Origin of the sequence: Indolivaga capnocytophagoides DSM 22835 (assembly GCF_000426485.1) — a bacterium.
GTDB lineage: Bacteria > Bacteroidota > Bacteroidia > Bacteroidales > Dysgonomonadaceae > Dysgonomonas_A > Dysgonomonas_A capnocytophagoides.
The window spans coordinates 46765-60030 of sequence record NZ_AUFL01000018.1 but is presented as its reverse complement, the minus strand read 5'-3'; the positions used below and the strand labels follow the sequence as shown (position 1 = coordinate 60030).

Annotated in this window: 11 protein-coding genes; 3 read left to right on the top strand and 8 right to left on the bottom strand. The window is 38.4% G+C overall.

Translation table 11 applies throughout. From position 1 onward, the window contains the following. Positions 1-57: 57 nt before the first annotated feature. Both K322_RS0110765 and K322_RS0110760 read left to right on the top strand, forming a co-directional pair. Complete coding sequence (locus K322_RS0110765; RefSeq protein ID WP_026626901.1) at positions 58-591, top strand: SPOR domain-containing protein; 534 nt, start codon at positions 58-60, stop codon at positions 589-591. Positions 592-663: 72 nt separating this feature from the next. Continuing rightward, positions 664-1425, top strand: a complete 762-nt coding sequence (locus K322_RS0110760; RefSeq protein ID WP_026626900.1) for an MBL fold metallo-hydrolase — start codon at positions 664-666, stop codon at positions 1423-1425. Between the two features lie 44 nt (positions 1426-1469). Here the strand turns inward: K322_RS0110760 and speA are convergent, their stop codons facing one another. From speA to lepA, 3 genes are all read right to left on the bottom strand, one after another. Continuing rightward, positions 1470-3362, bottom strand: coding sequence for a biosynthetic arginine decarboxylase (gene speA, locus K322_RS0110755; RefSeq protein WP_026626899.1), 1893 nt, complete (start codon positions 3360-3362; stop codon positions 1470-1472). 72 nt (positions 3363-3434) lie between these two features. Then, positions 3435-3944 (bottom strand): flavin reductase, encoded by a 510-nt coding sequence (locus K322_RS0110750; RefSeq protein WP_026626898.1) that lies wholly within the window; start codon positions 3942-3944, stop codon positions 3435-3437. A gap of 158 nt (positions 3945-4102) precedes the next feature. Continuing rightward, complete coding sequence (lepA, locus tag K322_RS0110745; RefSeq protein ID WP_026626897.1) at positions 4103-5890, bottom strand: translation elongation factor 4; 1788 nt, start codon at positions 5888-5890, stop codon at positions 4103-4105. A gap of 408 nt (positions 5891-6298) precedes the next feature. On the opposite strand from lepA, the gene K322_RS0110740 reads away from it, so the two are divergent. Further along, a complete protein-coding gene (locus tag K322_RS0110740; RefSeq protein ID WP_035331906.1) occupies positions 6299-6916 on the top strand; it encodes a YhcH/YjgK/YiaL family protein in 618 nt (205 codons plus the stop codon). A 62-nt stretch (positions 6917-6978) separates the two neighbouring features. Here K322_RS0110740 and K322_RS0110735 read toward each other — a convergent pair whose 3' ends face one another. The 5 genes from K322_RS0110735 to K322_RS0110715 all read right to left on the bottom strand — a co-directional run bounded on the left by K322_RS0110735 (position 6979) and on the right by K322_RS0110715 (position 13215). Then, complete coding sequence (locus tag K322_RS0110735; RefSeq protein WP_026626895.1) at positions 6979-7803, bottom strand: ROK family protein; 825 nt, start codon at positions 7801-7803, stop codon at positions 6979-6981. Between the two features lie 519 nt (positions 7804-8322). Beyond that, entirely contained in the window at positions 8323-10446 is a 2124-nt protein-coding gene (locus K322_RS0110730; RefSeq protein WP_026626894.1) for a M3 family metallopeptidase, read from the bottom strand. A 101-nt stretch (positions 10447-10547) separates the two neighbouring features. Continuing rightward, entirely contained in the window at positions 10548-11054 is a 507-nt protein-coding gene (locus K322_RS0110725) for a hypothetical protein (RefSeq protein ID WP_026626893.1), read from the bottom strand. A gap of 60 nt (positions 11055-11114) precedes the next feature. Beyond that, positions 11115-11996: a GTPase Era gene (gene era, locus K322_RS0110720; RefSeq protein ID WP_026626892.1), complete on the bottom strand. Its 882-nt coding sequence runs from the start codon at positions 11994-11996 to the stop codon at positions 11115-11117. A gap of 220 nt (positions 11997-12216) precedes the next feature. Next, on the bottom strand, positions 12217-13215 hold the full coding sequence (locus tag K322_RS0110715) for a beta-ketoacyl-ACP synthase III (RefSeq protein WP_026626891.1): 999 nt from the start codon (positions 13213-13215) through the stop codon (positions 12217-12219). Positions 13216-13266 lie beyond the last annotated feature (51 nt).

Here is a 13266-nt window from a genome sequence, read left to right as displayed (position 1 = left end):
GTTATTTCAATTAAACTAAATCATTATCTTTGTATAATAACTATTAACAGTGAAATTATGAATAAACTACTAGGATTCGGTTTGATGCTGTCTTTGTTGGTTGCTTTCGGTTCTTGTAAGCCAAAACAAAGTGCTTATAAATCTATATACGAGTCAGCTAAAGAAAGAGAATTGGATGAAAATAAAGCTGCCAGCAACTCTGCTGCTGCTCAGCCTTCTAAACCAGCATATCCAGCATATAATTCGGATGCGGCAAATGAAGCGGTTAGAACAGAAAAGATTACACCTGTTTACGATTCTGATGCAGCAGGTTTGAGAGCTTACAGTGTTGTAATAGCATCTCTTAGTGTTAAGCCAAATGCGGATGCATTGAAAGCCAGAATGGAGCAGGAAGGATATAATATAATCCTGGCTCAGAATGAACAAGGCATGTATCGTGTGATTATTGCCAGCTATGACGATAAAGCGTCTGCTGTAAATAGTCGTAATGCGATTCGTGAAAAATATCTAGCCAAAGGGTCAAGTGATTTTTTGAGAAAAACTTACGGTATACCATTTGAAGACCTTTGGATTCTTCAAAGACAATACTAAGAGCTTATATATGAATAAACGAATGGCTATTTCTGAAATACGAGGTAGCCATTTTGTTTTGAAATTAATATTATGCAGATTCGATTTTTAGGAACAGGCACTTCAACAGGAGTCCCCGAAGTTGGATGTCGGTGTCAGGTTTGTATGTCAAGGGATAAACGGGATCAGCGGCTACGTGCATCAGCTATAGTGCGTACACATGGGAAGAATATTCTTATTGATTGCGGTCCCGATTTCAGATACCAGATGTTGCAAACGGCTTACGAGCCGATAGAGGGTGTCTTGCTTACCCACGAGCATTATGACCATGTTGGAGGAATAGATGATCTTCGTCCTTTTTGCCGTTTTGGGGATATCGAAATTTATGCGGAAGATTACGTTGCAGATGCCATAATGAGGCGGATTCCCTATTGTTTTACGGAGTTTAAATATCCGGGTATTCCCAGTCTTATATTGAATAGAATTCAGAACAAGCCCTTCTTTCTGGGAAATATTGAGATTACTCCTATCCGGGTGATGCATTCCAAATTGCCTATTTTCGGATATAGGATCGGTCGCATGGCTTATCTTACAGATCTGAAAACATTACCTGATGAAGAGCTCTCTAAATTGAAAGATCTGGATGTTTTAATCATTAATGCCTTGCGGATCGAAGAACACTTATCTCATCAGAATGTGGCTCAGGCATTAGTTTTAGCAGAGCAGATAGGGGCAAGACAGACTTATTTTATCCATATGAGCCATCATTTTGGATTGCATGCCGATATGGAGAAAAAAATGCCCACAGGAGTATCTATAGCGTATGATGGTTTAGAGATAGAGGTAGAAGAATGAAAAAAGGAAAGTTTATTACAACTTTCCTTTTTTTATAGTGTATTTTATTCCAGATAAGTATATCCATACAAGCCTGAACGGTAGTTGGATAAAAATTCTTTACCTTCTTCAACAGTAATAGAACCTTGTTTCACACAGCTGGTAACCCAAGTTTCGACAGTACGAACCAGTTTCTTGGCATTATACTGAGCATAATCCAATACTTCGGCTACAGTTTCTCCATCTATCATTTGCTCTATTTTATAGCCCGATTCGTCAACTGATACGTGGACAGCATTGGTATCTCCGAATAAGTTGTGTAAATCGCCTAAAATCTCCTGATAAGCTCCTACTAAGAAAACACCCAAATAATAAGGTTCATTTTTCTTTACAGCATGTACCGGCAAATAGTCTGATTGATTTCCTGTAGGGATAAAATTATCTATCTTTCCATCCGAGTCGCATGTTACATCTTGTAATGTAGCCATCTTATCTGGCTTTTCACCCAGACGATGTATCGGTATAATCGGAAATATCTGGTCAATAGCCCAAGAGTCAGGCAAAGACTGAAATAGCGAAAAATTACAGAAGTACTTATCAGGTAAAAGCTTTGACAATTGTTTCAGTTCTTCCGGAGCGTGTTTCATCCGTCCTGCCATAAAGCAAACCTCGCGTGCGATAGAGAAGTATAGTCGCTCTACTTGTGCACGGGTTTTCAGATTTACCATTCCTAAGCTGAACAAATCTAAGGCTTCTTCTCTTATCTGTTGTGAGTCGTGCCATGCTTCGAGCATACTCCTCTGGTTGAGATCGTCCCATATCTGATACAATTCACGTACCAATTCGTGGTCTTCTTCCGTTACCTCTTGGCTCTCGTCCCATTCCGGTAAGCCTGCGGTTTCCAATACTTCAAAAACAAGAATAGAATGATGTGCTGTTAGCGATCGTCCTGATTCTGTGATAATATTAGGATGAGGCAGATTATTTTTATCGGCTGCATCTACAATGGTCGATATAGAGTCATTTACATACTCCTGTATACTGTAGTTTACGCTGCTTTCGCTATGAGAAGAACGAGTTCCGTCATAATCTATACCCAATCCTCCGCCAATGTCAACGAATTCAACATTAAAGCCTAACGAGTGTAATTGTACATAAAACTGAGAAGCTTCCCGTAGAGCTGTTTTAATACGGCGTATTTTTGTTATTTGACTACCTATATGGAAGTGAATCAGACGTAAAGCCGACTGCATATTGTTTTTTTCGAGAAAAGCCAGAGCTTCTAACAGTTCACTGGAATTTAATCCGAACTTACTGCCGTCTCCTCCTGATTCTTCCCATTTACCGCTACCACTGCTTGCCAGTTTGATACGTATACCAATGTTAGGAGCAATTTTCAGGCGTTTAGCTATTTTAGTAATCAGAGATAACTCGTTAAGTTTTTCTACAACGATGAAAATACGTTTGCCCATTTTCTGTGCAAGCAAAGCCAGCTCGATATAGCTTTCATCTTTGTAGCCATTGCAGATGATAAGCGAATCGGGGTCGGTATTAATTGCAATAACAGCATGAAGTTCAGGTTTAGAACCTGCTTCGAGTCCGATATTGAATTTTTTGCCGTGACTGACCAATTCTTCCACGACGGGGCGCATCTGATTTACCTTGATGGGGTAAATTATATGGTTTTGAGCCTGATAACCGTATTCTTTCGATGCTTTCTGAAAGCACGTCGAAATCTTTTCGATACGATTATCCAAAATATCCGGAAAACGAACTAATACAGGGGCTGCCACGTCTCTTAACTGCAACTCGTCTATTAATTCTTTAAGATCAACTGCTACACCATCTTTACGTGGGGTAACGATGACATTACCTTTGTCATTGATTGAAAAATAATTAACACCCCAACTAGTGATGTTGTATAATTCTTCCGAATCTTCAATACGCCATTTTCTCATTATTGCAAATAGCCTCCTCTTTTTAAAATGAATAAAATAAGGTCATAGACCTGTTTGTTGTATAATATTTTATTAAATGCTTTTTTCCAGAACTTTGGTTATCTCTGCAATATACAGATAGTGAAAATCTTTTGCAGGATACCAATGCCCGATTATTCCTTTGTCAAGGAAAGAGTCTTCTGTAATAGGTTGCACAAATAATTTTTTGACAAAAATACTTGTGTGCGCTTCCTCAAAATAGGGTATACCATTATCATGTACGATCGTTAATTCGGCTTTAGCTATTTTATCTTCGTCCCGACCTGATGTATTTCCCAGATAAGAGAGCTTTTTCTTGAATGATTTATCGAAAAAAGTCAGAGAAAAAGAACCTGTTCCGTCGATAAATTCTTTCGTATAACGTTGGGGACGTATAACAACAAAAGCAACTTCTTTGTTCCACATGATACCCAATCCGCCCCAACTGGCAGTTAAAGTATTCACTTTGCCGTCTTTCTCGGCTGTAACCAACATCCATTCGTTTTTAAGGTCGAATGGGGTGAATTTTAAATCTTTTACGCTAATTTCCTTAAGAGTATTCATTATGTGCCTCCTCTATTTATATCTTAGGCCTGTTTTGTCAATTGTATCCTTTTCTTATGATCTGAACTTTTAGTATAGATAAAAAACTAGATAGCCCTAAAAAGGGCTTAATAGCCGTCCGGCAGCCTTTTTTGCATAGTTATTGGAGTATCCCCCCCTTAGTCTAGTTTCAGTACAGCTAAGAATGCTTTTTGAGGAACTTCAACATTTCCGACCTGCTTCATTCGTTTTTTACCCTCTTTTTGTTTTTCGAGCAGTTTCCGTTTACGCGAGATATCACCTCCGTAACATTTTGCAGTAACGTCTTTACGTACAGCTTTAATTGTTTCACGGGCAATGATTTTTGCTCCGATAGCTGCTTGTATTGCAATATCGAACTGTTGACGAGGGATAAGTTCTTTTAACTTCTCACACATACGCCGACCGAAGTTTACAGCATTATCTATATGGGTAAGTGTCGACAAGGCATCCACCGGTTCTCCGTTCAACAGGATATCCATTTTAACGAGCCTAGCTTCACGATAATCGTGCATATGATAATCGAAAGAAGCATATCCTTTCGATATACTTTTGAGCTTATCATAGAAGTCAATCACGATTTCACCCAGCGGGATATCGTAAGTGATTTCTACACGGTCGCCCGATATGTATTCTTGCTTCAGAAGAATACCTCGTTTTCCGAGGCAAAGAGTCATTATCGGCCCTATGTAAGTTGTATTGGTAATGACCGATGCCCGTATATATGGTTCTTCAATATAGTCGATAAGAGTAGGGTCGGGAAGTCCTGACGGATTGTGTACCTCTTTCATGTTACCCTTTTTATCATATACCAGATAGGATACGTTGGGTACTGTGGTGATTACATCCATATTGAACTCTCGGTCAAGTCGTTCCTGTATAATTTCCATATGCAGTAATCCTAAGAAACCACAGCGGAAGCCGAACCCAAGAGCAACCGACGATTCTGGCTGGAATGTCAGAGATGCATCATTCAATTGAAGTTTTTCCAAAGATGCCCGAAGGTCTTCAAAGTCTTCACTTTCTATCGGGTATACTCCGGCAAATACCATGGGTTTGACTTCCTCGAATCCATCAATAGCTTTTTCACAAGGGCGTTTTACGTGGGTGATGGTATCGCCCACTTTTACCTCTTTAGAAGTCTTTATACCTGAAATGATATAGCCTACATCTCCACAGGTTACTTCGTCTCGTGGCGACATGGTTAGTTTCAGGATGCCTATTTCATCCGCATCATATTCTTTGCCTGTTGCAAAAAACTTAACGAGGTCTCCTTTGCGGATACTTCCGTTTACAATTTTAAAATAGGCTATAATTCCACGGAATGAATTAAAAACAGAGTCGAAGATCAACGCTTGCAGCGGAGCCTCAGGATCTCCTTTTGGAGCAGGTACACGATCTACAATCGCACCTAATATATCAAAAACACCTTGACCTGTTTTTCCGCTTGCCCGTATTATTTCTTCTCGTTTACAGCCGAGCAATTCTATAATCTGGTCTTCTACTTCGTCGGGCATGGCACTAGGCAGGTCTATCTTATTAAGAATCGGGATAATCTCCAGATCATTATCGATAGCCATGTACAGGTTGGAAATAGTCTGAGCCTGAATTCCCTGTGCAGCGTCAACAATAAGTAAAGCCCCTTCGCATGCAGCGATGGAACGTGATACTTCGTATGAGAAGTCAACGTGTCCCGGGGTATCTATCAAATTCAGAATATAGGTTTCTCCATTGTGCTGATATTGCATCTGTATGGCATGACTTTTTATCGTAATACCACGTTCACGTTCTAAGTCCATGTCATCAAGGACTTGTGCTTGCAGATCTTTTCCTTCCACTGTTTTTGTGTATTCCAGCAAACGGTCTGCCAGAGTACTTTTACCATGGTCGATATGTGCAATGATGCAAAAATTTCGTATTTTATTCATTCTTAAATTTTCTAAGGTCCCAGACCTTTTGTAATCAATTAAATCTTGAAAAAAGTGAAGTCCTTTCAATTCACAACTTTCAATTCAAAAACTGTATAGTTTATCTAGTGGAACTTTACAGCTTTCCGTGTTCTTTATATTAAAGAATGGCTATTCTAAGCCCAATTTACGGAATGCAAATATACATAAAGAATTGTTCTTCCGAAATGCTGTAAAGCAGAATTGTTTAGAGTCTGTTTAAATTTTACGGCGAAGAGTTATATAAGTAAACAAGTAGACCTGTTAATAGGTAAGCTAGCCTGAAAATATACATCGACCTATTTACTGAAATAGTTAATAAAAAGGTCTGATACCTTAGCCGGAAAATCTTACATTTGTTGCGAAGAAATATACCAGACTCTAATCAAAATGAAAAAAGAATTTAGAAGTATTATTTTGGCTTGCCTGTTTCTCATAGGATTTAGCATGCCAATGGTTGTGGCTCAGCAAAATGGAGATAAAGCATCGAAAAAAGATGTTGAATGGTTTAATTCGAGAAAGTGGCTCGAGGGGTTACAAGCATCTCCGGATCCATCTATTGATATTTCAACATTTGCGAAGCATTATAAGAAGCATCCCGAAAGATGGGCTAAGGCTTTTGAGTTTCTGAAAGAGAACGACCTGAAATCCCTGCCCACAGGCAAACAGACTTTATCCGAAGGGTTAACTGTAAGTGTAGAAGAATATACAACACGAGAACCCGGTAAAGAATGGCTCGAAGGGCATAAGAAGAATATCGATCTTCAGTTTATAGTTGAAGGATGTGAATTGCAGGGATATGCCAAAATACAGACCGCAGCTGAAATTGTAAATCCTTATACCGACAAAAAAGATGTTGGTCATTATTTAGTGCCGACTATAAATTATCATGTCATAAGACCGTATCAGTTTACGATATTTTTCCCGGACGATATTCATATGACGAATATTCAGTACGGTGAAAAAGCCAAGGTTCGAAAAATTGTTTTTAAAGTCGCGGTAGATTAAAACCGGGGCTAAGTTACATAATCGGGCAGGAGTAAAAAACTGCCCTTATTTGTTTATCAGAATTACGGAATAAGGGCGGCAGCACCCAGCAATCCGATATCTTCTTTTTTTGAAAAGAGTATTTCTACATTCTTAATCATGTGAGGGTATAAAAATGTACTTAATTGTTTATACATCGCTTTATCGAAATAGTGTCTGGCTTTGGCTATGCTTCCACCTATGACAATAGCTTCGGGGTCATACGTTAATAATATTGCTTTTATAAGATTACCGACATGATATCCGAATATGCCCCATACAGAAAGAGCTTCCTGCTCACCATCTTTGGCTCTCAGATATAAATTATACCCTGTTGTTTTGTACTTATCGAAAAAATTAGAGGCACAATAGTTTTCGTAATCACTGTCGAGATATGGCAGGCTGCCTATTTCTCCGGCACTGGTATTCATCCCTTCATACAGCATATTGTTGATGATAATACCTGCTCCAAGACCTGTGCCGAGAGTTACTCCAACGATGTTATGATAAATGGTTGCTTCTCCATAATACCGTTCACCGAAAGTAAAGCAGTTACAGTCGTTATTCACGATGACGGGTACTCTAAACTCGTGTTCGAGTATTTCTTTGAGGTGTACCTCTTTCCATGAAGGGATATTTACTGCGTTGTATACAATACCGTGTCTGGTATCGACAATCGAGGGAACTCCTATTCCAATACCTTTGATATTGGAATTCATGATTTTCCTGATAGCTCCGATTAAGCATTTAATTGTGTCTTTCTCTGGCTTGTCGTGTGGGAAAGGCTCCGTTATCATTCTATAGATAACACCAGCTTCAACTATTCCTGCACGAATGTTTGTCGCTCCTAAGTCTACTCCTATTCTCATTTCTTATTATTGAATAAAAAAGAGTTCTCAAAAAATCTCTTTAGCACTGACGCTATCTGTTGTATTCGGGTATATTGAGGTCCGAGTGTTGGTCTTCTTTTTTTCTACTAATATAGTCAAGTAGCGTGTTTTAGTGCCGAGATACAACTTCTAAAGAGGCGAGAACGCTTACTGTCTCACATTTAATCTATTGCAAATATAATATTACGAAATCATATATCATAATCTATATAGCATATTTTTCTAGATTTATAGAAAAAGAGCATGTTTGTAAAGCACTCATCAGCTTTATTGTATGGTTTTAAGTTACAGAACGCATTTTATGATATATTTTTAGTTTATGGCTGCCTGTTATTATTACACTTACTAAAGTCTCAAACGGATCTGAGACCTTAAATTCAAAAAAGCTGTCCCAAAAGTAAAAGGGGACAGCTTTTTCCTAAAAAAACGGATATTAACACGTTTACTTGTTTACTCGTAGACTGGTTTATTGAAAGGTCAATAAGTCGGTCTGAGTTCTTATTTTACAAAACCTCTGTTTTTTAACAGATATATGGGGTTTGGTTCTGCACCTCTAAATTTTTTATATAATATCATTGGGTCTTCCGATCCGCCTTTCGATAATATATTGTCTCTGAAAGATTGACCTGTAGTGCGATCAAAAACACCTTTTTCAACAAAGGCTTCAAAAGCATCAGCATCTAGCACTTCCGACCATAGATAACTATAATATCCGGCAGAATATCCGCCATCGAATATGTGCGCAAAATATGTGCTTTTATATCTGGGGATAATCTCTGATATAAGTCCTATTTCATTCATCCGGTCTTTTTCGAACTGATCAACATCGAATTCTTCTTTTTCTGATATTATATGCCATTTCATATCCAAAATGGCTGCAGCCACTAATTCGGTTGTTTCGAATCCCTGATTGAAGTTTGCAGCTTCTTCCATTTTCTTAACAAGGGATTCGGGAATAGTTTCTCCGGTCTGATAATGTTTTGCATATACTTTCAGGACATCGGGGTGTAATGCCCAGTGTTCGAATATTTGCGAAGGTAGTTCAACAAAGTCACGAGAAACGGCTGTACCTGATAAACCATTGTAATTGACATTAGACAATAGTCCGTGGAGCCCGTGCCCGAATTCGTGGAATAGAGTTGTAACCTGTTCAAGTGTTAATAACGAAGGTTTATCTTCGGTTGGCATCGCAAAATTTCCAACGTTGTATATAATCGGGTGAATAAATTCGCCGTTCTTGATACTTTGTTTCTGAAAACTACTCATCCATGCACCGTTACGCTTTCCGGGACGAGGAAAATAGTCCAGATATAATACTCCGATGTACGATCCATCTGCATCAAGAACTTCGAATACCTGGACATCTTTTTCATATACCGAAACATCTTTGAATGGTTTAAATGTGATCCCGTATAATTTGTTAGCTACATAAAATGCCCCATCTCTTACATTATCAACCATAAAGTAAGGGCGGATAGACTCTTCATCTAAAGAATATTTTTCTTTACGTAGTTTTTCTGTATAGTACCACCAGTCCCATGACTCGAGTTTGAAGTTACCTCCGTCACGATCTATCATCTGTTGTAGGTCTGCTGCCTCTTTTTTAGCTTGAGGTAGAGCATATTCCCACAATTTATTCAATAGACCAAAAACATTCTCGGGCGTTTTAGCCATTGTTTCGGCTAGTACATAATCTGCATGGTTTTTATATCCTAACAGGTTTGCTTTTTCGAGACGTAGATTTACGATGTTGCTGATGACCTGCTTGTTGTCGTACTGATTGTTATTATTGCAACGGTTATACATTGCTTTGTATAATTTTTCTCTCAAAGCTCTGTTATCTGCATACTGAAGGAAAGGCAGCCAGCTTGGCTTACTTAGGGTGAATACCCATTTCCCATCAAGTCCTTTTGATTTTGCTGTCTGAGCAGCTGTTTGGATAACATCATCGGGCAGACCTGCCAGATCTTGTTTGTTATCTATTACCAATTGGTAGTTATTTGTTTCAGCAAGAAGGTTTTTTCCAAATGACAGAGACAACAGGCTTAGCTCTTTATTGATTGCTCTAAGGCGGTCTTTTTCTGCATTATTCAGCGCAATACCAGAGCGGATGAATGCTTTGTAGTATTTATCTACAAGGCGTTTCTGTTCGGTTGTCCGGTTCGAGCTGAGGCTGTCATCATAAACTGCTTTTATACGTTTGAACAATTTTTCGTTCAGGTATATATTATCGTTATGCTCCGATAACAGAGGGGATATCTCTTCCGCTATTTTTTGAATATCGTCATCGCTGTCTGCTCCCCGTATAGCCCCGAATACAGAAGATACACGGTCTAGTATTTCGCCGCTTTCATCTAAAGCCAATACAGTATTGTCGAAAGTTGCAGCCGATTTATTATTGACAATAGTATTTATCTCTTTAGCCTGTTCGGCTATACCTTTAACAAACGCTGGTTTGTAGTTTTCTTTTTTGATAAGATCGAAGGGAGGAGTTCCCTTTGGTGTTTTGAACTTCTCGAAAAAGGGGTTTTTTGCATCCATTTTTAGATTGCTTGGGTTGTCTTGTGCATTGCTGTAATAGGTACACAAGGTTAAACTAAGTAAGAATAAAAATTTCTTCATAAATACAATATGTAAGGTCTCAGACCCGTTTGTGACTTTAGTAAGTAAATAGACCAAAGCCGGTTATAAACTAAAAGATAATAATAATTTCTTGTTCTTGGCTATTCGTTCTGTTCTGCTTGTGCTTTCTGAACAGACTCGGAGTTAAGTTTGTCAATTTCGTTATCTGGCAACCACTTATCTTTACTCGACATGTATGTGAATTTTGTACATGTAATTCCTCCATCAATGTCATTACAGCTCTGTAATGTCAGTTTGTCGGAGTTAAGTTCGAGTATTTCCATCAGCTGAGCTGATCCGTCGTCAGGACCGACCATTACAAAATGGGTGTCGTCTACTATCTTCCAGTTATCTTCCATAACATCATTTCCCATCTTGGTATATACGGTATATACTTTGTCCTGATCGAAAAAGATGCTAGATACATCGTCTTTTTTGAAAAATTCGATAAGGGAAATCTGCTCGTTGTCTGCTATCTCTGTTATCTCTGTTGAGGACAAAAACCATACACCCTGATTGATTAATTTTTCGGATGTATCTTGCTGTCCGTATATATACGAAGAGCAGATCATAAGCACAAGAATTAATGTCGTTCTGAAGTGTTTCATTATATTTGCGGATTTGTTGTTCTCTTGAATAATAACAGCACGTATTGACGGTAGGAGACCTTAATCGAGTCGATAACCGAAGTTTCGGAGAATATTGTCCCGGTTTCGCCAGTCCTTTTCCACCTTAACATACATTTGTAAAAATACTTGCTTGTCGAAGAATTTTTCGATGTCTTTTCTCGCCATTGCTCCTACTTTTTTCAGGGCAAGACCTTTATTTCCGATTATTATTCCCTTTTGAGAATCTCTTTCTACAATAATCAGGGCACGGATATTTATGATATCTTTTTCTTCTTTGAATTCTTCAACTACTACTTCAACCGAATAAGGAACTTCTTTCTGATAGTATAACAAGATTCGACCTCGAATAATTTCGGTTACAAAAAAACGGGCGGGACGGTCTGTCATCGCATCTTTTTCGAAATAAGGGGGGGATTCGGGTATCAGTTCCAATATGCGGCGTTTTACATTGTCAATATTGAACTTATTTAATGCCGATATCGGATAAATTTCGGCTTTCGGTAATAGCTTCTTCCATTCATCTATCAGTGTTATCAGGTCTTTCTGGTTTGTCTGGTCTATTTTATTAATAAGCAGTAAAACCGGAGCATCTATGTTTTGTACCTTATGAAGGAACTCTTCGTTTTTTTCAGTTTTCTCTATAACATCCGTAACATATAGCAAAACATCAGCATCCCCCAAAGCTGATTCTGAAAAATTCAGCATCGATTCCTGTAATTTGTAATTAGGACGAAGTACTCCCGGAGTATCCGAATATACGATCTGATATTCATCGGTATTTACGATACCCATAATTCGGTGTCTTGTGGTCTGTGCCTTAGATGTTATAACCGAAATCTTTTGTCCTACTAATTCATTTGTCAATGTGGATTTTCCTACGTTAGGATTTCCTACAATATTTACAAAACCTGATTTATGCATTAAATAATATTTTTATTCTGGAGTCTCTAGATTATTACAAACCTAAAGTCATTTGTATACAAATATATAAATAAAAAGTATGACTTGATATCATATGGTTAACAAGTTAAGAAACATACAGCCGTTAGTTTCTTAACTATCGATAGATAATATCTTGTATCTAATAAAAAAACGCACCTTCTAAAGATGCGTTTTAATATATGGAGAGATGTGTATCTCTTTATTTCTGATCTCCGTCGTAAGCCCATTTCAGGTAAACAGATCCCCAAGTGAAACCTGCACCAAATGCAGCAAGGATGATATTGTCTCCTTTTTTGAGTTTACTTTCCCATTCATTGAGACACATTGGGATGGTGCCGGCACTCGAATTTCCGTATCTTTCGATATTAACCATTACTTTGTCTTTGGTAAGTCCCATACGATTGGCTGCTGCATCTATAATACGCAAATTCGCCTGATGAGGAACAAACCAGTTAACATCGTCTTTGGTTAAGTTATTTTTTTCCATGATTTCGGCAGAAACATCAGCCATACGTGAAACCGCATGCTTGAATACAACCTGACCTTCCTGATATACATAATGCATATCCTTTTCTACCGTTTCAATACTCGCAGGATAAGCCGATCCTCCTCCATACATATGCAGGTGAGGTGTTCCGAATCCATCGGTGTGTAAAATAGTATCTAATACACCGTAGTTCTCTTCGGTTGGCTCGAGCATTACTGCTCCTGCCGCATCGCCGAACAGAGGGCAAGTGGTTCTGTCTTTGTAATTGGTGATTGACGTCATTTTATCGCCGCCTATGACAATTACTTTTTTATATTTTCCTGATTTGATAAAATTAGTTCCGATCTCTAATCCGAAAATGAATCCGGAACAGGCAGCTTGTATATCAAATGCGATAGAGTTTTTAACACCGCAATTATGGGCAACTAAGGCTGCTGTAGAAGGGAATGGATAGTCGGGAGTAGTTGTTGCGCATATAATCACATCAACATCTTCCGGTTTTGTATTAGTTTTGGTTAAAACTTGTTTTACGGCTTCTGTAGCCATAACGGAAGTACCTTTGCCTTCACCCTTCAGGATATGACGTTCTTTGATTCCGACGCGTGACATAATCCACTCTTCGTTGGTATCAACGAATTTTTCGAGGTCTTTATTTGTAATAATATCCTCGGGAGCGTATCCTCCAACGCCGGTTATCGCTGCTTGAATCATAATTTCACTCAAGTTTGTTTATAAAAAAAATGCCCTATTTGAGGTAGGGCT

Bases quoted from the DNA above. Each gene is read 5' to 3' on its own strand.
- K322_RS0110765 (WP_026626901.1), top strand. From the start codon at position 58: ATGAATAAACTACTAGGATTCGGTTTGATGCTGTCTTTGTTGGTTGCT.
- K322_RS0110760 (WP_026626900.1), top strand. From the start codon at position 664: ATGCAGATTCGATTTTTAGGAACAGGCACTTCAACAGGAGTCCCCGAA.
- speA (WP_026626899.1), bottom strand. From the start codon at position 3,362: ATGAGAAAATGGCGTATTGAAGATTCGGAAGAATTATACAACATCACT.
- K322_RS0110750 (WP_026626898.1), bottom strand. From the start codon at position 3,944: ATGAATACTCTTAAGGAAATTAGCGTAAAAGATTTAAAATTCACCCCA.
- lepA (WP_026626897.1), bottom strand. From the start codon at position 5,890: ATGAATAAAATACGAAATTTTTGCATCATTGCACATATCGACCATGGT.
- K322_RS0110740 (WP_035331906.1), top strand. From the start codon at position 6,299: ATGAAAAAAGAATTTAGAAGTATTATTTTGGCTTGCCTGTTTCTCATA.
- K322_RS0110735 (WP_026626895.1), bottom strand. From the start codon at position 7,803: ATGAGAATAGGAGTAGACTTAGGAGCGACAAACATTCGTGCAGGAATA.
- K322_RS0110730 (WP_026626894.1), bottom strand. From the start codon at position 10,446: ATGAAGAAATTTTTATTCTTACTTAGTTTAACCTTGTGTACCTATTAC.
- K322_RS0110725 (WP_026626893.1), bottom strand. From the start codon at position 11,054: ATGAAACACTTCAGAACGACATTAATTCTTGTGCTTATGATCTGCTCT.
- era (WP_026626892.1), bottom strand. From the start codon at position 11,996: ATGCATAAATCAGGTTTTGTAAATATTGTAGGAAATCCTAACGTAGGA.
- K322_RS0110715 (WP_026626891.1), bottom strand. From the start codon at position 13,215: ATGATTCAAGCAGCGATAACCGGCGTTGGAGGATACGCTCCCGAGGAT.